Below are 20,635 nucleotides of genomic sequence, written 5' to 3'. Positions count from 1 at the left end.
TCAGGCCCCCATCGTCTTGATGCGCGTTGTGCGCGGCAGACAGGCGACGCCATCCGATGTGGCGAGGATGATATCCACGCCGCGCGGAAAGCGCTGGTTATTCTGCTTCCACTGTTCGACGAAATGACGCGGCATCTGCGCCGGCGCGATCGTGGCACTGGTTTCGATGCCGGGGCCTTCGAGCAGCAGCGGGGCACCCGAAACGAGATCACTGACTTGCAGGATCAGCGTGGTGGAGCGGTCGGGATAGTCCTGCGTGCCTTGCGAAAAACCATCGAGCGCCATCATCTCGGCCGGCGTGGCGATCAAAGCGAAATGCGCATCGGCCGGCGTGTTGGCCAAGGGCGCACCGGTGTGGAAACCAAGCCAGGATTTGATCGCGGTAGAGGGCTGCAAAGCCGGGTCGAGCCAGAGTTGGGTGTCGTTGTCGCAAAGCGCCAGCGCTACGGCGCCGGCGGTCGCTGAAAGCGGCACCGGCGGGCGGGCGAAGGCGGGCAGGGGTTGCACGCTGCCCGGCCGCGCCATCGCGTCCATGACCGCGCGAAACACGATCTGGGCGTCGAAGACCGGATCGGCGAATCCGCCTTCGATCGATTGCGCTGCGATCTCCATCAGTCTTCTCCGCGAACCATGGTGAAGAAATCCACCTTCGTTGCCGCCGTCTCGGCGCGGCGCCGTTCATGCGCCGTGGCCAGAGCCGACCGCAGAGGCGCTATGAGCCCGGTCTCGACCTCGGCGCGACGCGCCGGGTCCTGCCACAACGCGTCGGCGATTGCCGCCAGCCTCGCCTTCTGCTTGTCGCGGCCAAGCGCGTAGCAATGGCCGACCTGTCCGGACGGCAGCCGGACAGTGGCGCGGGTAACGGTCGTCTCACCAACATTGAAAGGGGAGCCGCCACCGCCGATGCGGCCGCGCACGGTGACCAAGCCGGTCTCCGGGCCGCGCAGCAGCTCAGCTTCCGAGGGCAGCCCGGTAGCGTTCCAGAGCCGGACGACGTCATCGCCGCTGGATTGCGCCAGTGTTGCCATGGCGGCCTTGCGCTCGGCCTGATCGCGGGCTTCCTGTCCTCGCATGAGCAACATTCCTCTTGGCTAGATTTGTCTATTGATATAGACAACTATACAAATTATACCTATTATCTAGCGCGAGTCCATGACGGGTGGATGACAAGCAATCGGAGGCTGGGGCAATTAATGGTCGGGCAGTTGGCAGCGGACAGCATCGAGCGGCGGAGTGGTGTCTCGCTGTGGCGGCAGATCGCCGACAAGATCCTGCATGCGATCGCCATCGGCGATTTCGCCGAGAATGCAGCGCTGCCGCCGGAGGTTGCGCTGGCCGAGCGCTATGGCGTCAACCGTCACACGGTGCGCAGTGCCATAGCAGCCCTTGTGCAGGAAGGGGTGCTGCGGGCCGAACAGGGACGTGGCACCTTCGTGCTGTCGCGCAAGCGGCTGTCCTATCCGATCGGCGCGCGCACACGGTTTTCGGCAGGCCTGCAAGGGCAGGCGTCGGAACGGCATATAGTCCTGCTTGCCTCGTCGGTGGAGCCGGCCAGCCAGCGCGTCGCCGAGGGGCTGGGCTTAGCGAGGGGAACAAACGTGATCCGGCTGGAAACACGCGGCGAAGCCGACGGTCGCCCGGTGTCGCGTGCTGCGGGCTGGTTCGAGGCCAGGCGCTTTGCCGGCATCGATGCCGCCATGGCTGAAACCGGCTCGATCACCGCATCGCTGGCACGTTTCGGCATAGAGGATTACTTGAGGCAATCGACAATGCTGTCAGCACGCCATGCCGATGCCGCCGACCTTGCCGACCTAGACCTGCAGCCTGGCGCCATCGTGCTGGTCACGGTCGCCGTCAACGTCACGCCCGACGGCCAGCCGATCCAGTTTTCCGAGTCACGGTTCCCGGCCGAGCGGGTCGAACTCAAATTGTCGGCGTTGTGAGCCGAGACCGCCGGTTGCCTAGATTGTCGAATTCAATTCCCTTAGCGAAAGCGCTAAGCGCTTTTCCCGGGAAAACCGCTTCAAACTTTTCCAGGATTGCACTCATCCGACTTCTATCACAGCCTTGATCAGACCGGATTTCTCGTGTGCCCAGCGTGCGAGATCATGTGGCGTGCCGGCCAGCGTGGTGCGGTGGGTGACGAGCTTGGCCAATGGCACGGCGCCATTGCGGATCGAGGCGGCGACGTGGTCGAAGTCGGCGCGCAACGCATTGCGACTGCCGATCAGGGTCATCTCGCGCTTGTGGAATTCCGGATCGGAGAAGGTGATGTCGTCCTTGACGACGCTGACCAGCACCAGTGTTCCGCCATGCGCGACATGGGCGAAGGCCGACTGCACCGACTGGGTGTTTCCGGTGGCGTCGAAGACCACATCGAAGCCTTCGCCAGCGGTCGCTTGCCCGACCAGATCAGACACCGCGCCGCGCGAACCGTCGAGGGTCTGGAAGCCGAGCTCGTTCGCGGCAAAGGCAAGCCTTTCGCTGCTCATGTCGAGCAGCGTCACGTCAAGCCCGGCGATGCCGGCGAAGATGGCGGTGCCGAGCCCGATCGGACCGGCGCCGATGACCAGCGTGCGGGCGCCGGGATCGGCGCTTGCGCGTCGCACAGCATGCGCGCCGATGGCCAGGAACTCGACAGCGGCGGCGTCGGCCAGCGACAGGCCGTTTGCCGGATAGAGATTTTGTGCCGGCACCAGAATCCGTTCGCACATGGCGCCGTCGCGATGGACGCCGAGCACCTCGATCTTGACGCAGCAATTCGGCTTGCCGTGCCGGCAGGCAATGCACTTGCCGCAGGAAAGATAGGGATTGATGACCACCGGCTCGCCAGCGGAAAGTGCAACGCCTTCGCCGGTCTCGACGATCGTTCCCGACACTTCATGGCCCATGATGCGGGGATAGGCGAGGAATGGGTGCTTGCCTTCGAAGATATGATAGTCGGTGCCGCAGATGCCGACATGGCTGACAGCCACCAGCGCCCAGCCGGGAGGTGGCGCGCTCGGCGCCGGACGGTCTTCCAGGACGAGCTCGCCAGGCGAGCGGCAGACGACGGCTTTCATGCTTCAATCCAGTTTGTCATGAAAATCGCCGGCCCATTTTCGCGACAGGGCCGGCGATCGATCTCAAATTATTGTCACTTGCTACCGCGGCGTCGCAGCCCGTCGAAATAGACGATGATGATGATCAGCGCGCCGGTGATGATGCGCTGCCAGAAGGCGTTGACGTTCAAGAGATTGGCGCCGTTGTTGATGGTGGCCAGGATGAAGGCGCCGAGCAGCGGCCCGTGCACCGAGCCGACCGCGCCGAACAGCGAGGTGCCGCCGATCACTGACGACGCGATCGCTTGCAGTTCCCAACCCTCGGCCTGGGTCGGGTTGCCGATGCCGATGCGTGAGGCCAGCAACACGCCGACGAACGCCGCGCAGAGACCCGACAGCGTGTAAGCCATGTAGATGGTTCGCTGGACATTGACGCCGGACAGGCGCGAGGCCTCGGCATTGGAGCCGACTGAGAACAAATACCGGCCCCAACGGCTGTGATGGAGGAAGATGTAGGCCGGAATGCCGACCAGGATCACCATCCAGAACAGGTTTGGGACGCCGAGGAAGGAGTTGCGCGAGAATTCCTGAAAGGCATCGTTGTTGATCGAGATCGAATTGCCGTTGGTCATCAAAAGACCGATGCCGCGCAACGACGTCAGCGTTGCCAGCGTGATGATGAAGGGCGGCAGCCCCATCTTGACGATGCCGAAGCCATGGAACAGGCCGATGGCGACGCCGACCAGCAAGGTGATAAGGATGGCGAGGAAGACCGGGATGCCGGCATTGATCAGCATCGCGGCTATGACGGTGGCGAAGCCAACCACGGCGCCGACCGAAAGATCGATGCCGCCGGTGATGATGACGAAGGTCTGGCCGACGGCCAGGATGGCGATCATCGAGCCCTGGCGCAGCAGGTTCGAGATGTTGTTGGCCGAAGCAAAGCTTGATGTCGACAGTGACAGGATGACCCACAGAAGCACCAGCAGCGCCAGCAGCGTCAGCCCGAACAGGGCATTGTAGTTGCGCTTCGGTTTTTCGGCAGGAATCGCCTCGGTGCTCATATCTGTTCTCCCAGCTTTTCTTGTTTCTCGGCGAGCGCCTGTGTGAGAATTTCCTCATGGTCGGCGGTGCGGAACCCGTGCGTGGCGACCAGTTTGCCGCGGCGGAATACGTGCAGCGTGTCGGCCAGTTCGTAAACCTCGGGCAGGTAGGACGAGATCAGGATGATGCCGGCTCCCTTCGACAACAATACGCTGAACAGGCGGTAGATCTCGGCCTTGGTGCCGACGTCGACGCCGACCGTCGGCTCGTCGAAGATGAACAGCCTGGCGCCGTGGGCCAGCCATTTGCCGATGACGATCTTCTGTTGGTTGCCACCGGACAGGCTGGACGCCAGTGCACTGCGCGTCGGCGTCTTGATCCTGAGATCGGCGATCTGGCGGTCGGCCTGGGTCCTTTCCTGCGCATTGGAGATCAGCAGATTGTTCGAGATGCGCTTGTAGATCGGCAGGTTGAGATTGAGGCCGACCGAAAGGTTGAGGCAGAGACCCTGATCGCGACGGCTTTCCGGTGCCAGCGCCATGCCAAGCTTGATCGCGTCATGCTCGGAGTTGATCTGGACCGGCTTGCCTTCCCACAGGATCTGGCCGGCCGATTTACGGTGGCGGCCGTAAAGCGTGGTGACGAACTCGCTGCGCCCGGCGCCGATCAGGCCGTAGAGCCCGACGATTTCGCCGGCTCGGACCGTCATCGATACATTCTCGAAGCCTTTGCCGGAAAGGTTCCTGGATTCGAGGATCGCCGCGCCCGGTGTGAAATGTTCCTTGTGGTAGATCTGTTCGATCGAGCGGTTGATCATCATCTTGACCAGCTCCGCGTCGTTGGTCTCGGCGATGTTGCGGGTGCCGACCAGCGTGCCGTCGCGCAGCACGGAAACACGGTCAGCCAGCTCGAACACTTCCTCCATGCGGTGGCTGATGTAGATGATCGTCACGCCCTCGCCCTTCAGCCGGCGGATCAGGGTGAAGAGCTGGTCGGCCTCCTTGCGGGTCAGGTAGGCGGTCGGCTCGTCGAAGATCAGGAATTTCGTGCCGCGCACGGTGGCGCGGGCGGCGGCGATCAGCTGCTGCTGGCCGATGGTGAGGTCGCCGAGCGTGACATGCGCGGGCAGATCGAAGCCTAGATCGTCGATGATCTTCTGTGCTTCTTTGACCATGGCGCGTTGCTGCAGGATGCCGAAGCGCGAATTCTCCTCGCCGAGGAACATGTTGGCTGCCACCGTCAGGTGACGGCAGAGCACGACCTCCTGGTGCACGGCATTGATGCCGAGTGCCATCGCCTCATGCGGTGTCGCCAAGGCTGCCGGCTGGCCCTCCCAGATCACCTCTCCGGAGGTGCGCGGCATGACGCCGGTGAGAAGCTTGATGAGCGTCGATTTGCCGGCGCCGTTCTCGCCGACGATGGCGTGGATCTCGCCGGATTTGAAAGCGAGGTTGACCGGCTTCAGCGCGTGGGTGCCGGGATAGCGCTTCTCCAGCCCGCGCAATTCGAGGATGGTCCGCCCTGGTTCCAGCACGGGTGCCGGATGCAGGTCCTGCGCCGTCGACGTCATGACAATCCTCCCAGATTGGCCTCACGATTGGCACGCTGCAAGGCAAAGATAGGCCTCGAAAGGCAGCCTAGCTCAAGCTTGTGGATTGCCAAGCCGTTTGTGCCGGCAGTGGATGTTTCCGGGGCGCGAGGCCCCGGAAACGATTTGGATGCGACGGCTCAGAGCTTCGGGTTGAGCAGGGCGTCGATCTTCGGGTCTTTCATGTTGGCCTTGGTGACGAGGTTGGCGCCGGTGTCGACATTGGCCTCGACCTTCTCGCCCTTCGAGGCGGCGAGCGCCGTCTTGATGCCGTCATAGCCCATCCGGTACGGGTCCTGGACGACGAGGCCGGAAATGACGCCGTCATTGAGGAACTTGATCAGCTTCTCGTCGCTGTCGAAGCCGATCAGCCCGACCTTGCCGGCAAGTTTGTTCTCGGCGATCGCCTGGCCGACGCCCTGCGCCATGATCAGGTTGGAGGCGAAGATGCCCTTCAGGTCCGGATTGGCAGTGATCAGGTCGGTGGCGATGTTGAGGCCGGTGGTGGCCTGGCCGTCGGCATATTTGTCGGCGACGAGCTCGAGGCCCGGATATTTTGCCTTGAGCTGTTCCTTGAAGCCCTGGGCGCGCTGTTCCAGCGAGCCGGCACCGGGAAGTGCCGTGATCAACGCGACCTTGCCCTCGACCTTACCGCCATTGGCTTCGCCGATGGCTGCTGCAAGACCGTCCGCGGCGACGCGGCCACCCTGCACGTTGTCGGTGGTCAGGAACGAGGTGAAGGCCTTGGAGTCGGCGCCGGAGTCGATGCCGATGACCTTGACCTTGGCAGCGGCTTCGTCGATCGGCTTGCCAAGCGCCTTGGCTTCGGTCGGCGCGATGACGACGGCGGCCGGGTTGCCGGCGACGGCATTCTCGAGGATCGAGATCTGGCCGTTGACGTCGGTTTCAGCCTGGGCGCCGAGTTCCGGTACGTTGACGCCCAGGTCCTTGCCGGCCTTGCGTGCGCCGGCCAGAACGATCTGCCAGTAGAAGGACGTCGTGTCCTTGACGATGATCGGAATGGTCACGTCCGCCGCCGAGGCCGGCGCCGAGTGCATGACGCCGGCGAGCATCGAAGCTGCTGCCAACGTCATCACGGCGCGGCGGTTGAGAATGCTGGTTACGAATTTCATTAGGAATCCTCCCTAAGTCGCCCGGTGAACGTTACGGAAGCTCCGTCCGGATAGGCGTGGCCCAAACAGAACTTTATCAATAAAAAACATTTACAGTGTTTTGATAGTGCATCGACCTGTCCGATGCAAGCGGTGTTTCGCTTCAACCCTGCCGAGGTCTGGCAGGGGCAAAATAACCGCGCCACTCCTCCCTTGCCGCCGTCAAATGCTCCCGTTCCGTTCCGTGAAGACATGGAATATTAATTCCACTCTTTAGTCAATATGGAATATTCATTCTTTTATGAGATCGCAAGAATGTGAAGCATGGGTCAGCTTTCACGGGGGGGTGGATGGGAGCTTCACGCCAGCTCCTGCACCAGAGTATAGGGTCGGTATCTGGCGTATTCCGCCTCGGGCACGTCGACGTCGAGCAATTCGAGGTTGCGGGTCAGGTTTGCCAGCTTGGCGGTGCCGGTCAGCACCGTGGCGACCGCGGGTTCATGCAAGGGGAACTGGAACGCGGCAGCGGCCAGCGGATAGCCACCCTCGGTGGCGATCCTTTCCATCGCACCGACGCGGTCCAGCACGTCGTGGTTGGCGGGCAGGTAGTCGAAATGCGCGCCTTGCACAGGCCCGGTCGCCAGGATGCCGGAGTTGAACACACCGCCGATGACCAGTGACGTTTGTTGTGCCCTGCACAATGGCAGCAGTTCCGCTTCGGCGCTGCGGTCGAGCAAGGAATAGCGGCTGGCGAGCAGGATACAATCAAGTGGCGCGCGACGCATCACATCGAGGCAGATCTGGACCTCGTTGACGCCAAGCCCATAGGCGGAAATGACGCCGGAACGCTTCAGCTCTTCGAGTGCCTTGAGGCCGCCATCCATGAACTCGCGAAAATGCAGTTTGGTTTTCTCGACGCCATGCGTATAGGCGCCGATGTCGTGGACGAACAGGATGTCGATCTTGTTGAGGCCAAGCCGCGCATAGCTGAAATCGACCGAACGCATGATGCCGTCATAGGAATAGTCATAGTCCAGCGCGAACGGCAGCGGGTCGACATAGGAGTGATCGGGAACACGGTCGTCCGGCACGGGGCGGAACAGGCGGCCGACCTTGGTCGACAGCACATAGGAGTCGCGCGGCTTGTAGCGCAGGAAGTCGCCGAAGCGGCGTTCCGACAGGCCGAAACCGTAGAAGGGTGCGGTGTCGAAATAACGCAGGCCGGCCTCCCAGGCGCCTTGCAGCGTTTCCATTGCCGACTCGCGCGAACAGGCGCGGTAGAGACCGCCGATCGCGGCGCCGCCAAAGCTGATCTCGGTGACCTCGAGCGCGGTCTGACCGATGCGGCGCTTGTTCATGCGAAAACCTCCCTGTTGCCGACCGTTGTCCGGTTGGCAGCCTTCAGATGTCAGTTCAATCTAGAGCAATTCCTGGAAAGACGTGTAACGGTTTTCCCGGGAAAAGCGCATAGCGCTTTCCCTTGGGAATTACGCAAAAACAACGGGTTAGAGCGTTGCACCAAGATGCCAGGGCACGAACTCGTTGTCGCCGTAGCCGAAATCCTCGCTCTTGGTCTTGCGGCCGGAAGCCGTCTCGACGATCAGTTCGAAGATCTCGCGGCCCATGCCGGCGATGGTTTTCTCGCCCGAGGCGATGACGCCGCAGTTGACGTCCATATCCTCTTCCATTGTGTGATACATGGTCGAGTTGCTGGCGACCTTGATCGACGGCGTCGGCCGGCAGCCGAAGCACGAGCCACGGCCGGTCGTGAAGACGATGACATTGGCGCCGCCCGCCACCTGTCCGGTGGCCGAGACCGGGTCGTAGCCGGGCGTGTCCATGAACACCAGTCCGTTGCCGGTGACCTTTTCGGCATAGCCGAAGACGCCGTTGAGCGGCGTCTGGCCGCCCTTGGCGACCGCGCCCAGCGACTTCTCCAGGATGGTGGTAAGGCCGCCGCGCTTGTTGCCGGGCGAGGGGTTGTTGTCGATCGAGGCGCCATGCTTGGCGACGTGATCCTCCCACCACTTGACGAAACCGTCGAGCTTCTGCGCGATCTCCGGTGTTGCCGCGCGATAGGCGAGCAGGTGCTCGGCACCATAGATCTCGGTTGTTTCTGAAAGGATGCCGATGCCGCCGACGCCGGCCAGGATGTCGACGGCTGCGCCCAGCGCCGGATTGGCCGTAATGCCAGACATGCCGTCGGAGCCGCCGCATTGTAGGCCGACGACGATCTCACTGACCGGGATCGGCTCACGCTTCAGCTGGCCGACTTCCTCCGCGATCTCGGCCAGCACCAGCATCGCCTTTTCGACCGATTTGCGCGAGCCACCCGCGTCCTGGATGTTGAAGTGGCGTTTGCCGGCGGCAGCGCCCTTCTGGCCATAGAGGGTGAGCTGATTGACCTCGCAGCCGAGCCCGACCATCAGCACGCCGCCGAAATTGGGGTGGCGGGCGTAGCCGGCGAGCGTGCGATGCAGCACCATCATGCCGTCGCCGGTGCCGCTCATGCCGCAGCCCTGGCCGTGGACGATCGGGACGAAACCGTCGATGCCGGGATATTTCGGCAGCAGGGTCCGGTTGGCTTGGTCGGCGATGGCATGGCAAACCGTGGCCGAGCAATTGACGCTGGCGATGATGCCGATGAAGTTGCGCGTACCCGCACGACCATCGGCGCGGCGATAACCCATGAAGGTGCGGCTGCGGTCGGCTTCTGTCGCATGCTCGGCCTCGCTCGGCGGCACTACGGGCAAACGGCCGGATTCGAAAACCAGATTGTGCGAATGAACGTGCTCGCCCGGCGCGATGTCCTGTGTCGCGCGGCCGATTGCCTGGGCGTATTTCACCACGGCCTCGCCGGCGGCGATCGGCTTGATGGCCACCTTGTGGCCGGGCTCGATCAGCGCAGTGGCGACGGCACCGCCCGGCAGCGTGGTGCCGATCTCGATGCGGCCGTTGGCGACGGCGACATTGTCGGCGGGAGACAGAAGAATGCTGTTGGAGGCGTTCACGGGCGGTTTCCTGGGTGATCCTGGGATGCGCGGGCGGATTGACACGCGCCTGTTAAAAGATAATGTCTTTTATCGTGAAAAAACAGTTTTGCGTCAATTGTTTTTTCGCTGGGGAGTTCCGCATGTCCTTGGGTGTTCCGAAAGCGATTTAGCTTTTCAGGGGTCATGGGAACGTCATATTGCGCTTCAAGCCAGCAGCCGCAAGCGACGGCGTGCAACGGGTCAGGGATGTCGAAGAGCAACAACGTCTACAAGGATGCCTACAACAGGTGCCTCAGGCTGCTCGATGAAACACGTAGCCTGCCTTCGGAGCCGGAGCTGGGTACATTGCTTGGTGTCAGCCGGACGACCGTCCGCACCATCTTGGCGCGCATGGAAGAGACCGGGCTGATCGCCTGGAACAAGCGCGCCAAGACGGTGCTGCGCGAACCGCGTCCCGATGATTTCTTCCCCGAGGAAGAGACCGACACGCTAGCCGAGATCATCGAACGGTCGTTCATGCGACGGCTGCTCGCCAGCGGCGCCGAGGCAGGCATGCAGATCAACGAGCTCGAACTGGCGCGCGAGATCGGCGTCGGCACCACCAGCGTGCGCGAGTTCCTGATCCGCTTCTCCCGCTTCGGCCTGATCGAGAAGCGCCGCAACAGCCATTGGGTGCTGAAGGGCTTTACCCGTGCCTTCGCGCTGGAACTGACCGAAATCCGCGAGATGTTCGAACTGCGGTCGGCGGCGGCCTTCGCCGCTCTGCCGCAGGACAGCGCGGTCTGGACCGATCTCGACCGGCTGGAGGACGAGCATCGCCAGCTGGCAAGCGAAATCGCCACGCGCTTCAACGAATTCTCGGAGCTGGATGAGCGCTTCCATCGGCTCATCCACCGGGCGTCGCACAACCGCTTCATCGTCGATTTCTACGACGTCATCGCCATGATCTTCCACTATCACTACCAGTGGAACAAGGCGCAGGAGCGCGAGCGCAACGAGGTCGCGATCGGTGAGCATCTCGCCTATATCGCGGCGCTCAAATCGCGCGACCTCGGCAAGGTCGACGCCGCCTGCCGCAAGCACCTGAAGTCGGCGCGCCAGACATTGCTGACCTCGATCCCGGAGAGCCGGCCGCCCCTGAAACCCTGATATGCCGCGTTGCCGCAGCATCGAATTGCCGATTTTCGACCTGTCCCTCCCGTGATAGGTATCTCTCCGGTGATTGCTTGATGAGGCAGATCGTTTGAACAGCCGGGAGAAGCGGTGGAGCATTCTGGTCGCGCTTGTCGCGGCCCATCTGCTGCTGCTCCAGTCGACGCTCGGTGCGTTCGCCTTCGGCACTGCGCCGAATGCGTCACAACTCGATGCCTTCGGCAACGTCATCTGCACCCGTGAGGGTGCGACCCAGCTTCCTGGCGGCAACCCGCCACCGTCGCATCTGCCGGCATGTTGCGTGCTTGGCTGCAGCATGTTTTCGCCGGCCTTTGCGCCGCCACCCGTTGCCGGGTTGGCACTGGGGGCGCGTTCCTTTGAGGCCGTCGCCTTCGTCTTTCCGGCGGCCATCCATCTCGACTTTGCGCGTGAGCGCTCGCCGTCGAATCCGCGCGCGCCGCCGCGGACGGCCTGAGTCTGTCTGCCCGGCGGAACCTTTCGCGGGCGTACCCATCCAAACATCAAACTGTCCGCGACCGGTAACGGCGCGACCTTCACTTCATGGAGCAACCATGTCCCAATTTTTTCGCATCGCCGCGCGTCCTATGCCCGGCAGCTTGTTGCGCAGCTTCGAGGCGCGCCTTGGCATCGCCGTACTGGCTTTTGCGCTGTTGTTCGCCGGCGCCCAGACCGGCTTCGCGCATGGGTTCAAGATCGGCGATCTCGAGATCGGGCACCCCTGGTCACGTGCAACGCCGGCAGGCGCCAAGGTGGCCGGCGGCTATTTCACCATCACCAACAAAGGCAGCACGTCGGACCGGCTGCTGTCGATTTCCACCGACATCTCGGACAAGGCCGAACTGCATGAAATGAGCGTCAAGGACGGTGTCATGACCATGCGGCCCGTTGCCGGCGGCCTGGAGATTCCGGCCGGCGGCAAGGTCGCACTGGCGCCTGGCGGCTATCATTTGATGTTCATCGGCCTGAAACGGCAACCCAAGCAAGGCGAAACCTTCTCCGCCACGTTGACCTTCGAGAAGGCCGGCACCGTCAGCGTCGACTTCGCCGTCGAGGGCATGGGCGGCGCCACGGACGACCATGCCGATTGATCGCACCATTTCGATAAAATCTGAAATCAGAGGGACCATTATGAACAAGTACCTTTTGTCGGCCGGTGCGCTTTTTCTCCTCGGGACAAGTGCTGTCTTCGCGCACATCACGCTCGAAACCCAGGAAGCGGCCGTCGGCTCGACCTACAAGGCTGTCTTGCGCGTGCCGCATGGTTGCGACGGCAAGGCGACGATCGCCGTGCGCGTGCAGATCCCGGAAGGGGTGATCGCGGTGAAGCCGATGCCGAAGCCGGGCTGGACGCTGCAGGTCAAGAAGGGCAAGTACGACAAATCCTACCAGCTCTACGGTCAGGCGGTGACCGATGGGGTCAAGGAAGTCGACTGGAGCGGCGGCAGCCTGCCGGATGAATTCTATGACGAGTTTGTATTCCGCGCGACGCTGACGGCCGATCTGCCCGTGGGCCAGAAGCTCTACTTCCCTGTCGTGCAGGAATGCGACGGCGCCGCCGATCGCTGGATCGAGATCCCGGCAGCAGGACAGGATGAAGACGCCCTGGAAAATCCGGCGCCCGGCATCAAGCTGTTGCCGAAGAAATGATGTCTTTCGGCGGCGCACTTCGTTCGCGGAATGCGCCGCCATTTCATGGCAATGGCATGATCGCGATATCCTCACTGCGGATGATTCACATGGCCAGCAAGCTCGTCAGCCGGGTTGCCGGGGGCTTTCTGGCGATGATGATGCTGCTCATCGCCATGGCCTCGACTAGTCCGGCCTTTGCCCATGCCGCGTTGATCAAGACCGACCCGGCCGACGGTGTGGTGCTGGCACAGGGGCCGGCACAGTTCTCGCTGACCTTCAGCGAGCCGGTCTCACCGCTGGTGCTGACGCTGGTGAAGCCCGACGGCACGCCGGTTCCGCTGACCGCTTTCCGCCTCAGCGACCAGACGGTCGAAATCGACAATCCGCAGGACCTCAAATCCGGCACGCATGTGCTGAGCTGGCGCGTCATCTCCGCCGATGGTCATCCGGTCGGCGGCTCGCTGCTGTTTTCCATTGGCGCACCAACGGAGCCGCCGGTCGCCTCCGAGGCCGTCGACTGGCCGCAGCGGTCGGCAATCTGGCTCGGCAAGGTTCTTCTCTACATTGGTCTTTTCCTTGGCGTCGGCGGCGCTTTCGCCCTTGCCTGGCTGACCCAGGGCGGGCCGTCCGGCCGGCGTTTCGCTATCGGGGCAATCCTGTGCGGGCTGGTCGCGGCCCCGCTGTCGCTCGGCTTGCAGGGGCTTGATGCGCTCGGGGCGCCGCTCTCCCATCTGGCGCAGCCGGTCATCTGGCGGACCGGGCTCGATACCAGCTTCGGCTGGACGGTGCTGGCCGCCTTGATCGCGCTGGGGCTCGGCCTGCTGTCGCTGGCCGGGCCACGCTTGGCCGCCAAGCCGGTCGCGCTGGCTGGACTTGCCGGTGTGGGTATTGCGCTGGCCGCCAGTGGCCATGCCAGTGCCGCCGAGCCGCAATGGCTGACGCGACCGATGGTGTTCCTGCACGGCGTCGGCATCGCCTTCTGGGCCGGCGCATTGATGCCGCTCTGTCTGGCGCTGAAAGGTCAGTCGGCGGAGGTCGCGCCATTCCTGCGGCGGTTCTCACGCATGATCGTGCCGGTGGTGGCCGTGCTTGTCGCTGCCGGCATCGTGCTTGCCGTCATCCAGGTGCAGACGCCGGCGGCGCTGGTCAGCACCGTTTATGGCAAGCTGCTCTTGATCAAGCTCGGGCTGCTGGTCTTCCTGTTCACGCTTGCCGCCGTCAATCGCTGGAAGCTCACTGCATCGGCCGAGGCCGGAGCGACGGAAGTGCAGCGCAGGCTCGCCCGCTCGATCGGCGTCGAAATGCTGATCGTGCTGGCGATCTTCGCTGTCGCCGCGGGCTGGCGCTTCACGCCGCCGCCACGGGCACTGGCGATCGCCGCGGCGCAGCCGGTTTCGGTCCATATCCATGCGCTGCAAGCGATGGCGGATCTCAGCATCACACCCGGCCATACCGGACCGGTCGTCGCCTCGATGATCATCATGACTGGCGATTTCGGACCGCTCGACGCCATGGAGGTGACGCTGGTGTTGTCGAAGCCCGATTCAGGCATTGAGCCGCTCAAACGTGCCGCGACCAAGCCCGGCGATGGCAGCTGGCGTGTCGACGACCTCGTCATCCCGGTTCCTGGCCGCTGGACGGTGCGCATCGACATCCTGGTCTCGGACTTCGAGATGGTGAAGATCGAAGCGCCTGTCGATATCAGACCGTAAAAGCTGGACCGCCAAGTGCCCCGAACTCGGCCGATGCAACACAATTCGGCGAGGCGGTTGACGCGGCCCGAAAGGCCCGTCAATCATCTCGCCGAAGAATGGGCATCCCGGCAAACCGCGAGCTCGAACCAACAAGATCCGAAAGCAGGGAAGAAACGATGGAAAAAGCCGAAATCGGCCTGATCGGCCTTGGCACGATGGGCTCCAACCTGGCGCTCAACATCGCCGAGCACGGGCACCGCATCGCTGTCTTCAATCGCACCAGGGCACGCACCGACGCTTTCGTCGAGAATGCCGGCGCGCTGAAGGACATGGTGGTGCCTTGCTACAGCCTGGAAGAACTCGCCGCCGCGATCCGACCGCCACGCCCGATCATCATCATGGTGCTGGCCGGCAAGCCGGTCGACGAACAGATCGAAGCCTTGCGTGGCGTGCTGTCGGCCAACGACATCGTCATCGATGCCGGCAACGCCAATTTCCGGGACACGATGCGGCGCTTCTCCGAGCTTTCGGGCTCGGGTCTGACTTTCATCGGCATGGGCGTGTCCGGCGGCGAGGAGGGGGCGCGCCACGGGCCGTCGATCATGGTCGGCGGCACCGAGGATTCCTGGAAACGCGTCGAGAAGGTGCTGACCGCGATCTCCGCCAAATTCAACGATGAGCCCTGCGCGGCGTGGCTCGGCACCGACGGCGCCGGCCATTTCGTCAAGACCATCCACAACGGCATCGAATATGCCGACATGCAGATGATCGCCGAAATCTACGGCATCCTGCGCGACGGCCTCGGCATGGGGCCGAAGGATATCGGCACGGTGTTTTCCAACTGGAACAAGGGCAGGCTCAATTCCTACCTGATCGAGATCACCGCCAAGGTGCTGGCCGCAGACGATCCGAAGACCGGCAAGCCGGTGGTCGATATCATCCTCGACCGCGCCGGCCAGAAGGGCACCGGCAAATGGTCGGTCATCGAGGCGCAGCAGCTCGGCATTCCGGCGACCGCGATCGAGGCGGCCGTGGCGGCGCGCGTGCTGTCGTCGATCAAGGACGAGCGGCAGGCGGCGGAAAAAGCCTATGGCAATATCGGCGTGACGAAGATTTCCGGCGACAGGGACGCATTGCTTGGAGATCTCGAACTGGCGCTGTTCGCCGGCAAGATCGCCGCCTACGCGCAAGGCTTTGCGGTGATGAGCGGCGCCTCCAAGGAGTTCAACTGGAACCTGCCGATGCCGACCATCGCCAGGATCTGGCGCGCCGGCTGCATCATCCGCTCGCAGATGCTCGACACCATGGCCGAGGCGTTCGGTTCCGGCGGCGCATCGACCAATCTTCTGATGGCGCCGGCCTTTATCGCCCTGATGCAGGAAGCGCATCCGTCGCTGCGGCGTATCGTGGCAAGGGCATCGGAGGCAGGCTCCCCGGTGCCGGCGCTGTCTTCCGCACTTGCCTATTTCGACAGTTACCGCCAGGGCCGCGGCACCTCGAACCTGATCCAGGCGCAGCGCGACTTCTTTGGCGCGCATGGCTTCGAGCGTATCGACGGACCGGGTGCATTCCACGGGCCGTGGGGCAGCGGTGCGGCAGGCTGAAAATAGCTAATCCAGCGAGCGCCGATAGGCCAGGACTTCGCTCGGTACGCTCAGGCTCTGCAGCGTGCCGGGCGCGGCGCCGCCGATCCAACCGAGAACGGAGCGGGCGAGTTCGGAGCCTGCCAGCCGGAAATTCTCGTTGACGACCAGCAATTCCGTGCGAAACAGATGCAGTAGGTCCGACGATTGCTTGGACACGACATCGACGTCACGGCCAAGCTTGAGGCCGGCATCCTCGATGCCGGCGACGATGGCCAATGTCGCCGCGGCGGCGCTGCTGACGAAGCCGTCCGGCCGGTCTTCACGGCGCATCACTTGCGCGGTCCGGCTCCGGATCTGCTCGATCGTATGGTCGATAGAAACAGTGTTGAAGGGGATTTCGCTGGCGCCGACCTCGCTCAGTGCATCGGCAAAGCCGTTGACGGTGTGACTGTGGTAGGTCAGCCCGACGGGCGGTGACAACAAAGCGAGCCGGCGGCGGCCGATGCCGGCCAGACGACGCACGGCTTCCACCGCAAAAGCGTAGTTGTCGAAATCATGATAGGGGTGGACCAGCCCCATATCGGTGCGGCCATGCGTGGCAAAGGGAATGCCGTGCTCCAGCATGTAGCGGGCCCGTGGGTCATTCGGCTGCGTGCGTGAGATGATGACGCCGTCGGCCGAGCCCGTCTCGACCAGATAGCGTATGGGGTCGAGCGGATCCTGCGAGCGCGAATAGGGCGTGACGATCAGATGGTAGGGTGTGTCGGCAATGACCTCCGAAACGCCGTAGATGATGTCCGAGACGAAGCTCATGATCTCGCGCTCGGTGTTGAGCACGAGACTGATGACATTGGTCCTGCCGGTGCGCAGGCGTACGCCGGCGCGGTTCGGCCGGTAGCCGATCTGCTTGGCGACGAGTTGGACACGGCGCCTTGTCTCGGCGCCGATTTCCGGAGCGTCCTTCAAGGCCCGCGACACGGTGGTGACGCCGAGCCCGGTCATGAAGGCAAGCGTCTTCAAAGTCGGCCGCCCCTGCGCCAACGCCTCTTCGTTGTTTTCCGTACGCCGTCTGTCCATTCGTCCCGCCCGTCAGGCGCATAGCAGCCGCAGGCCGGATCGGCAATCGCCGCCACAGCGATACGGTATGCGTTCCAGCCCCGGCAAGCGTCAATATACTGAAACGTTACAGATTGCCAATATCGAGATGCCGCCACTCGCGGCGAGGCCGACGGCTGTCTTGCGGAAATCCATTGGGATTGCAGAAGAAATCGCTTTTATCATCGCCTTTGCCGGCTTTCACGCGCAGTTTGATGTCTTGCAGTGCAGCGATCCATGCTGCGGCGCATATAAAAGCGATTGCTCATGTGAATTTGTTCGCGGCTCGAAAAAATATCGAACTCGTTTCGATCATGGGGTTGCGCAGGTCACGCAATTCCCGTATCGAAAATCTGTAACGTTTCAGATTCTGGGAGGAACCGAAATGCGATACAGACTTTTGACCGCTGCGCTGGCAGCGACGGCTACTCTGCAATTTGCCGGTCCGGCCGCGGCGACGGACCTGGAAGTGATTCACTGGTGGACGTCGAAGGGCGAGTCGGCGGCGGTGTCGCAGTTCGCAAAGGCCTTTGACAATGACGGCCACGGCGACCGCTGGGTGGACAGCGCCATCGCACTCGGCGAGACCGCCCGATCGACCGTCATGCAGCGCGTGCTCGGCGGCGATCCGCCCGGTGCCGCTCAGTTCAATCCCGGCCGGCAGTACGAAGAACTGATTTCGGGCGGGAAGCTGCTCGACCTGACGGACGTCGCGACCGCTGGCAAGTGGGATCAGGTTATTCGCCCGAAGGCGATCGGCAGCGCCTGTCTCGTTGACGGCCACTGGTGGTGCGTTCCGGTCAACATCCATTCGAATTACTGGGCTTGGTACTCCAAGCCGGTGTTCGAGAAAGCGGGCGTGCCGGAGCCGAAGAACCTGGTCGATTTCCTCGCGGCCGCGCCGAAGATCAAGGAGGCAGGCCTCATCCCCTTCGCCATCGGCGGCGACGGAAACGGCTGGCAGATTCAGTTGCTCTTCCAGGACATGGTTACCGAGGCTCTCGGTGTCGCACAGCGCGACAAGATGTATACCACCAAGAGCGCCGAAATTGCGGGCAGCCCAGAGATGAAAGGCGTCTTCACGCAGTTGAGGGCCCTGAAGCAGTTCACCGACAACGGCTACGCCAACCGCAACTGGAACGACACCACCAACCTGGTGATCACCGGCAAGGCCGGACTTCAGGTGATGGGCGACTGGGCGCGCGGCGAGTTCGCGGCGGCCGGCATGACCGGAGTCAAGGATTTCGGCTGCATGATCGGCCTGAACGAGGCCAAGCCGGTGGTCAGCACCGACGGCGACATCATCCTGTTCTTCAAGCAGAACAATCCGGATGTCGAAGCAGCGCAGAAGCGTCTTGCGGCGCTGCTGATCAGCCCGGAGGTCCAGGTCGCCTTCAACAACGCCAAGGGTTCCATGCCCGTGCGTGGCGATGTCGACATGTCGACGGCCGATCCGTGTATGCAGAAGTCGCTGAAGGCGGTGGAAAACCCGGCCAACATCGTCACTGCGACGAACCGGTTCATCACCGAGAACACCAATCAGCAGCTTAATGAGCTCGTCGCGCAATTCTTCGCAGACGATTCCATGACGGCTGACGACGCCACCGCGAAGTTCGCCACGATCATCGGCAATTCCGATTAGGAACTGATCACTACCCCGAGGCGCCGCCCTTACAGCGGCGCCTCGGTCGCGTCCCGACCCGACAGGAAGCTCTCTTTTTCTCGGCGACGGGCTGACAATCGCAGGACGGGAAGCTGCGGCGRTCTGAAGCCCGGTGGTTCGGACAGCGCTGACCTTCACGTCGGCAAACGCCCCAAGGTGTCGGTGGAAGCGGAGAAAGACGGACGATGCAGAAGAGCTGGAGGCGCAGATTTCACCTGCCTGCCGTCATCGGGACAATACCGATGATTCTCGTTGCCCTCGGCGTGTTCGTGATCGGCATCGGCTTCTCGGTGTTATGGTCCTTCACCAGTTCGAAGCTCTTCCCCACCTACGATTTTGTCGGTCTGGCGCAGTACAGGCGCCTCTGGGCCGACAACCGCTGGCTCGTCTCGGTCAACAACATCTGGTTCTTTGGCCTGATGTCCATCACCTGCAACATGGTGTTCGGCTACCTGCTCGCCGTTTTCATGGACCAGCGCATCCGCCAGGAGGACCTGTTCCGCTCGATCTTCCTGTATCCTTTCGCCATGTCGCTGATCGTCACCGGGCTGGTGTGGCAATGGGCGCTCGACCCCAACCTCGGCCTGCAGGAGGCGCTCCGCAACTGGGGCTGGTCGAGTTTCAGCTTCGCCCCGCTGGTCAGCGCCGAGACCGCGCTGTACGCACTGGTCGTGGCGGGCATCTGGCAGGGCTCGGGCGTGACGATGGCAATCCTGCTTGCCGGCCTGCGCGGCATTGATGAGGATATCTGGAAAGCCGCGAGGGTCGACGGCATCCCGACCTGGCGCACGCACGTTTCCATCGTGGCGCCGATGATGAAGGGTGCCTTCGCCACCGCCTTCGTTCTCCAATGCGTAGGCGTGGTGCGCGTCTACGACCTGGTCATTGCCATGACCGGCGGTGGGCCTGGCATCGCCACGTCGATGCCGGCAGTCTACGTCATCCAGCTCATCACGGTTCGCCAGAACGTCGGCCAAGGCATGGCTGGGGCAACGATGATGCTGCTGCCGGTCCTGACCGTGCTGGCTTTCAGCGGAATTCTACTATGGCGGCGAAATCGCCTGCGGGAGGCGGGCGCATGACCGTCGGACAGATCACCGCAATTCAACCGCTCCAGGAAGCGTCGCATCAGGCTGGCGTGACGCCCTTCGGGCCGAAACCGCGACGGATATCGGCCGGCCGCATCGGCATCTATGCTTTCCTGGTCGTTGCGGCCCTCTTCTTCCTCATCCCGGTCTACATCATGATCGTCACCTCATTGAAGGGGATGCCGGAGATCAGGCTGGGACATCTTTTCAACCTTCCGGGCGAGCCGACCTTTCAACCCTGGGCCGACGCCTGGCTCCACGCCTGCACCGGTCGCGATTGCAACGGCCTCAGTCCAGGCTTTTACAATTCGGTGAAGATCACCCTGCCCAGCGTGATCATCTCGATCATCTGCGCGTCGATCAACGGTTACGCGCTGACCTTCTGGCCATACAAGGGCGCCAATCTGCTCTTCGGGTTGCTCGTGTTTGGTGCCTTCGTGCCCTATCAGGTCGTGATCTATCCATTGATCATCGGATTGAGCTCGGTCGGGCTGTTCGCCTCGCTCCCGGGCATCATCATCGTGCACACCATCTTCGGAATGCCGATCCTGACGCTGCTGTTCCGCAATTTCTACGCCGCAATACCGGTCGAGCTGTTCAAGGCAGCGCGTGTCGACGGTGCGGGTTTCTGGCGCATCTTTTTCTACATCATGCTGCCGATGTCGGTGCCGATCACCGTCGTCGCCGTCATCCTGCAAGTTACCGGCATCTGGAACGACTTCCTGTTCGGCATCGTGTTTGCCGGGCGGTCCAACTGGCCAATGACGGTACAGCTCAACAATATCGTCAACACCACCACCGGCGTGAGGGAGTACAATGTCAACATGGCGGCAACCATTCTGACGGCTGCGGTGCCTCTGCTCATCTACTTCATCTCCGGACGATGGTTCGTGCGCGGCATCGCCGCTGGCGCGGTGAAAGGCTAGTGG

The 20,635-nt window shown here is 62.8% G+C and carries 19 protein-coding genes; 10 read left to right on the top strand and 9 right to left on the bottom strand.

Annotated elements, in window-relative coordinates:
• Together phnH and phnG are read right to left on the bottom strand one after the other, a co-directional pair.
• Entirely contained in the window at nt 1-612 is a 612-nt protein-coding gene (gene phnH / locus AC1D2G_RS13685; RefSeq protein WP_477414524.1) for a phosphonate C-P lyase system protein PhnH, read from the bottom strand.
• Nucleotides 612-1,073, bottom strand: a complete 462-nt coding sequence (phnG, locus tag AC1D2G_RS13680) for a phosphonate C-P lyase system protein PhnG (RefSeq protein ID WP_477306798.1) — start codon at nt 1,071-1,073, stop codon at nt 612-614. The genes phnH and phnG overlap by 1 nt, the downstream gene beginning before the upstream one ends.
• A 120-nt stretch (nt 1,074-1,193) precedes the next feature.
• On the opposite strand from phnG, the gene phnF reads away from it, so the two are divergent.
• Nucleotides 1,194-1,943, top strand: coding sequence for a phosphonate metabolism transcriptional regulator PhnF (phnF, locus tag AC1D2G_RS13675; protein ID WP_477414589.1), 750 nt, complete (start codon nt 1,194-1,196; stop codon nt 1,941-1,943).
• Between the two features lie 102 nt (nt 1,944-2,045).
• Here the strand turns inward: phnF and AC1D2G_RS13670 are convergent, their stop codons facing one another.
• The 6 genes from AC1D2G_RS13670 to AC1D2G_RS13645 form a co-directional block, all read right to left on the bottom strand.
• Nucleotides 2,046-3,062 (bottom strand): zinc-binding alcohol dehydrogenase family protein, encoded by a 1,017-nt coding sequence (locus AC1D2G_RS13670; protein ID WP_477414522.1) that lies wholly within the window; start codon nt 3,060-3,062, stop codon nt 2,046-2,048.
• A gap of 74 nt (nt 3,063-3,136) precedes the next feature.
• Complete coding sequence (locus AC1D2G_RS13665; RefSeq protein WP_477227872.1) at nt 3,137-4,105, bottom strand: ABC transporter permease; 969 nt, start codon at nt 4,103-4,105, stop codon at nt 3,137-3,139.
• Nucleotides 4,102-5,655: a sugar ABC transporter ATP-binding protein gene (locus tag AC1D2G_RS13660; RefSeq protein ID WP_095084766.1), complete on the bottom strand. Its 1,554-nt coding sequence runs from the start codon at nt 5,653-5,655 to the stop codon at nt 4,102-4,104. Before AC1D2G_RS13660 ends, AC1D2G_RS13665 begins: the two co-directional genes overlap by 4 nt.
• Nucleotides 5,656-5,813: 158 nt before the next feature.
• A complete protein-coding gene (locus AC1D2G_RS13655; protein WP_457152183.1) occupies nt 5,814-6,806 on the bottom strand; it encodes an ABC transporter substrate-binding protein in 993 nt (330 codons plus the stop codon).
• Nucleotides 6,807-7,144: 338 nt separating this feature from the next.
• On the bottom strand, nt 7,145-8,143 hold the full coding sequence (locus tag AC1D2G_RS13650) for an aldo/keto reductase (RefSeq protein ID WP_457152184.1): 999 nt from the start codon (nt 8,141-8,143) through the stop codon (nt 7,145-7,147).
• A gap of 147 nt (nt 8,144-8,290) precedes the next feature.
• A complete protein-coding gene (locus AC1D2G_RS13645) occupies nt 8,291-9,796 on the bottom strand; it encodes a UxaA family hydrolase (protein ID WP_457152185.1) in 1,506 nt (501 codons plus the stop codon).
• 228 nt (nt 9,797-10,024) lie between these two features.
• On the opposite strand from AC1D2G_RS13645, the gene AC1D2G_RS13640 reads away from it, so the two are divergent.
• From AC1D2G_RS13640 to gndA, 6 genes are all read left to right on the top strand, one after another.
• A complete protein-coding gene (locus tag AC1D2G_RS13640) occupies nt 10,025-10,927 on the top strand; it encodes a GntR family transcriptional regulator (protein ID WP_457152186.1) in 903 nt (300 codons plus the stop codon).
• Between the two features lie 121 nt (nt 10,928-11,048).
• Nucleotides 11,049-11,405 carry a DUF2946 family protein gene (locus tag AC1D2G_RS13635; protein ID WP_095085006.1) on the top strand — a complete coding sequence of 119 codons (357 nt, stop codon included), beginning with the start codon at nt 11,049-11,051 and terminating at the stop codon, nt 11,403-11,405.
• A 97-nt stretch (nt 11,406-11,502) separates the two neighbouring features.
• Complete coding sequence (locus AC1D2G_RS13630) at nt 11,503-12,039, top strand: copper chaperone PCu(A)C (protein WP_457152187.1); 537 nt, start codon at nt 11,503-11,505, stop codon at nt 12,037-12,039.
• Between the two features lie 40 nt (nt 12,040-12,079).
• Nucleotides 12,080-12,598 (top strand): YcnI family copper-binding membrane protein, encoded by a 519-nt coding sequence (locus AC1D2G_RS13625; RefSeq protein WP_457152188.1) that lies wholly within the window; start codon nt 12,080-12,082, stop codon nt 12,596-12,598.
• 89 nt (nt 12,599-12,687) lie between these two features.
• Nucleotides 12,688-14,292, top strand: coding sequence for a copper resistance CopC/CopD family protein (locus tag AC1D2G_RS13620; protein WP_477414520.1), 1,605 nt, complete (start codon nt 12,688-12,690; stop codon nt 14,290-14,292).
• Nucleotides 14,293-14,450: 158 nt separating this feature from the next.
• Nucleotides 14,451-15,878 (top strand): NADP-dependent phosphogluconate dehydrogenase, encoded by a 1,428-nt coding sequence (gndA, locus tag AC1D2G_RS13615; protein WP_477227876.1) that lies wholly within the window; start codon nt 14,451-14,453, stop codon nt 15,876-15,878.
• Nucleotides 15,879-15,884: 6 nt separating this feature from the next.
• On the opposite strand, the gene AC1D2G_RS13610 is transcribed toward gndA, so the two are convergent.
• Nucleotides 15,885-16,937 (bottom strand): LacI family transcriptional regulator, encoded by a 1,053-nt coding sequence (locus tag AC1D2G_RS13610; RefSeq protein WP_095084759.1) that lies wholly within the window; start codon nt 16,935-16,937, stop codon nt 15,885-15,887.
• On the opposite strand from AC1D2G_RS13610, the gene AC1D2G_RS13605 reads away from it, so the two are divergent.
• The 3 genes from AC1D2G_RS13605 to AC1D2G_RS13595 all read left to right on the top strand — a co-directional run bounded on the left by AC1D2G_RS13605 (nt 16,861) and on the right by AC1D2G_RS13595 (nt 20,632).
• Complete coding sequence (locus AC1D2G_RS13605) at nt 16,861-18,597, top strand: ABC transporter substrate-binding protein (RefSeq protein WP_477414518.1); 1,737 nt, start codon at nt 16,861-16,863, stop codon at nt 18,595-18,597. The genes AC1D2G_RS13610 and AC1D2G_RS13605 overlap by 77 nt on opposite strands.
• Before the next feature lie 206 nt (nt 18,598-18,803).
• The gene (locus tag AC1D2G_RS13600; protein WP_477414516.1) at nt 18,804-19,700 is read left to right on the top strand and encodes a carbohydrate ABC transporter permease; all 897 of its coding nucleotides are present in this window, start codon (nt 18,804-18,806) and stop codon (nt 19,698-19,700) included.
• On the top strand, nt 19,697-20,632 hold the full coding sequence (locus AC1D2G_RS13595) for a carbohydrate ABC transporter permease (RefSeq protein WP_477414514.1): 936 nt from the start codon (nt 19,697-19,699) through the stop codon (nt 20,630-20,632). The genes AC1D2G_RS13600 and AC1D2G_RS13595 overlap by 4 nt, the downstream gene beginning before the upstream one ends.
• Nucleotides 20,633-20,635 lie beyond the last annotated feature (3 nt).

Source organism: Mesorhizobium sp. P2_C7 (assembly GCF_056404515.1).
The sequence above is the reverse complement of the archived record's forward strand: the minus strand, read 5'-3'. Positions and strand labels throughout refer to the sequence as shown.

Excerpts from the sequence above, each read along its gene's own strand:
- AC1D2G_RS13610 (WP_095084759.1), bottom strand. The coding sequence starts at position 16,937 with ATGGACAGACGGCGTACGGAAAACAACGAAGAGGCGTTGGCGCAGGGG.
- phnF (WP_477414589.1), top strand. The coding sequence starts at position 1,194 with ATGGTCGGGCAGTTGGCAGCGGACAGCATCGAGCGGCGGAGTGGTGTC.
- phnG (WP_477306798.1), bottom strand. The coding sequence starts at position 1,073 with ATGCGAGGACAGGAAGCCCGCGATCAGGCCGAGCGCAAGGCCGCCATG.
- phnH (WP_477414524.1), bottom strand. The coding sequence starts at position 612 with ATGGAGATCGCAGCGCAATCGATCGAAGGCGGATTCGCCGATCCGGTC.
- AC1D2G_RS13595 (WP_477414514.1), top strand. The coding sequence starts at position 19,697 with ATGACCGTCGGACAGATCACCGCAATTCAACCGCTCCAGGAAGCGTCG.
- gndA (WP_477227876.1), top strand. The coding sequence starts at position 14,451 with ATGGAAAAAGCCGAAATCGGCCTGATCGGCCTTGGCACGATGGGCTCC.
- AC1D2G_RS13640 (WP_457152186.1), top strand. The coding sequence starts at position 10,025 with ATGTCGAAGAGCAACAACGTCTACAAGGATGCCTACAACAGGTGCCTC.
- AC1D2G_RS13660 (WP_095084766.1), bottom strand. The coding sequence starts at position 5,655 with ATGACGTCGACGGCGCAGGACCTGCATCCGGCACCCGTGCTGGAACCA.
- AC1D2G_RS13600 (WP_477414516.1), top strand. The coding sequence starts at position 18,804 with ATGCAGAAGAGCTGGAGGCGCAGATTTCACCTGCCTGCCGTCATCGGG.
- AC1D2G_RS13655 (WP_457152183.1), bottom strand. The coding sequence starts at position 6,806 with ATGAAATTCGTAACCAGCATTCTCAACCGCCGCGCCGTGATGACGTTG.
- AC1D2G_RS13670 (WP_477414522.1), bottom strand. The coding sequence starts at position 3,062 with ATGAAAGCCGTCGTCTGCCGCTCGCCTGGCGAGCTCGTCCTGGAAGAC.
- AC1D2G_RS13620 (WP_477414520.1), top strand. The coding sequence starts at position 12,688 with ATGGCCAGCAAGCTCGTCAGCCGGGTTGCCGGGGGCTTTCTGGCGATG.
- AC1D2G_RS13625 (WP_457152188.1), top strand. The coding sequence starts at position 12,080 with ATGAACAAGTACCTTTTGTCGGCCGGTGCGCTTTTTCTCCTCGGGACA.
- AC1D2G_RS13650 (WP_457152184.1), bottom strand. The coding sequence starts at position 8,143 with ATGAACAAGCGCCGCATCGGTCAGACCGCGCTCGAGGTCACCGAGATC.
- AC1D2G_RS13665 (WP_477227872.1), bottom strand. The coding sequence starts at position 4,105 with ATGAGCACCGAGGCGATTCCTGCCGAAAAACCGAAGCGCAACTACAAT.
- AC1D2G_RS13630 (WP_457152187.1), top strand. The coding sequence starts at position 11,503 with ATGTCCCAATTTTTTCGCATCGCCGCGCGTCCTATGCCCGGCAGCTTG.
- AC1D2G_RS13605 (WP_477414518.1), top strand. The coding sequence starts at position 16,861 with ATGAAGGCAAGCGTCTTCAAAGTCGGCCGCCCCTGCGCCAACGCCTCT.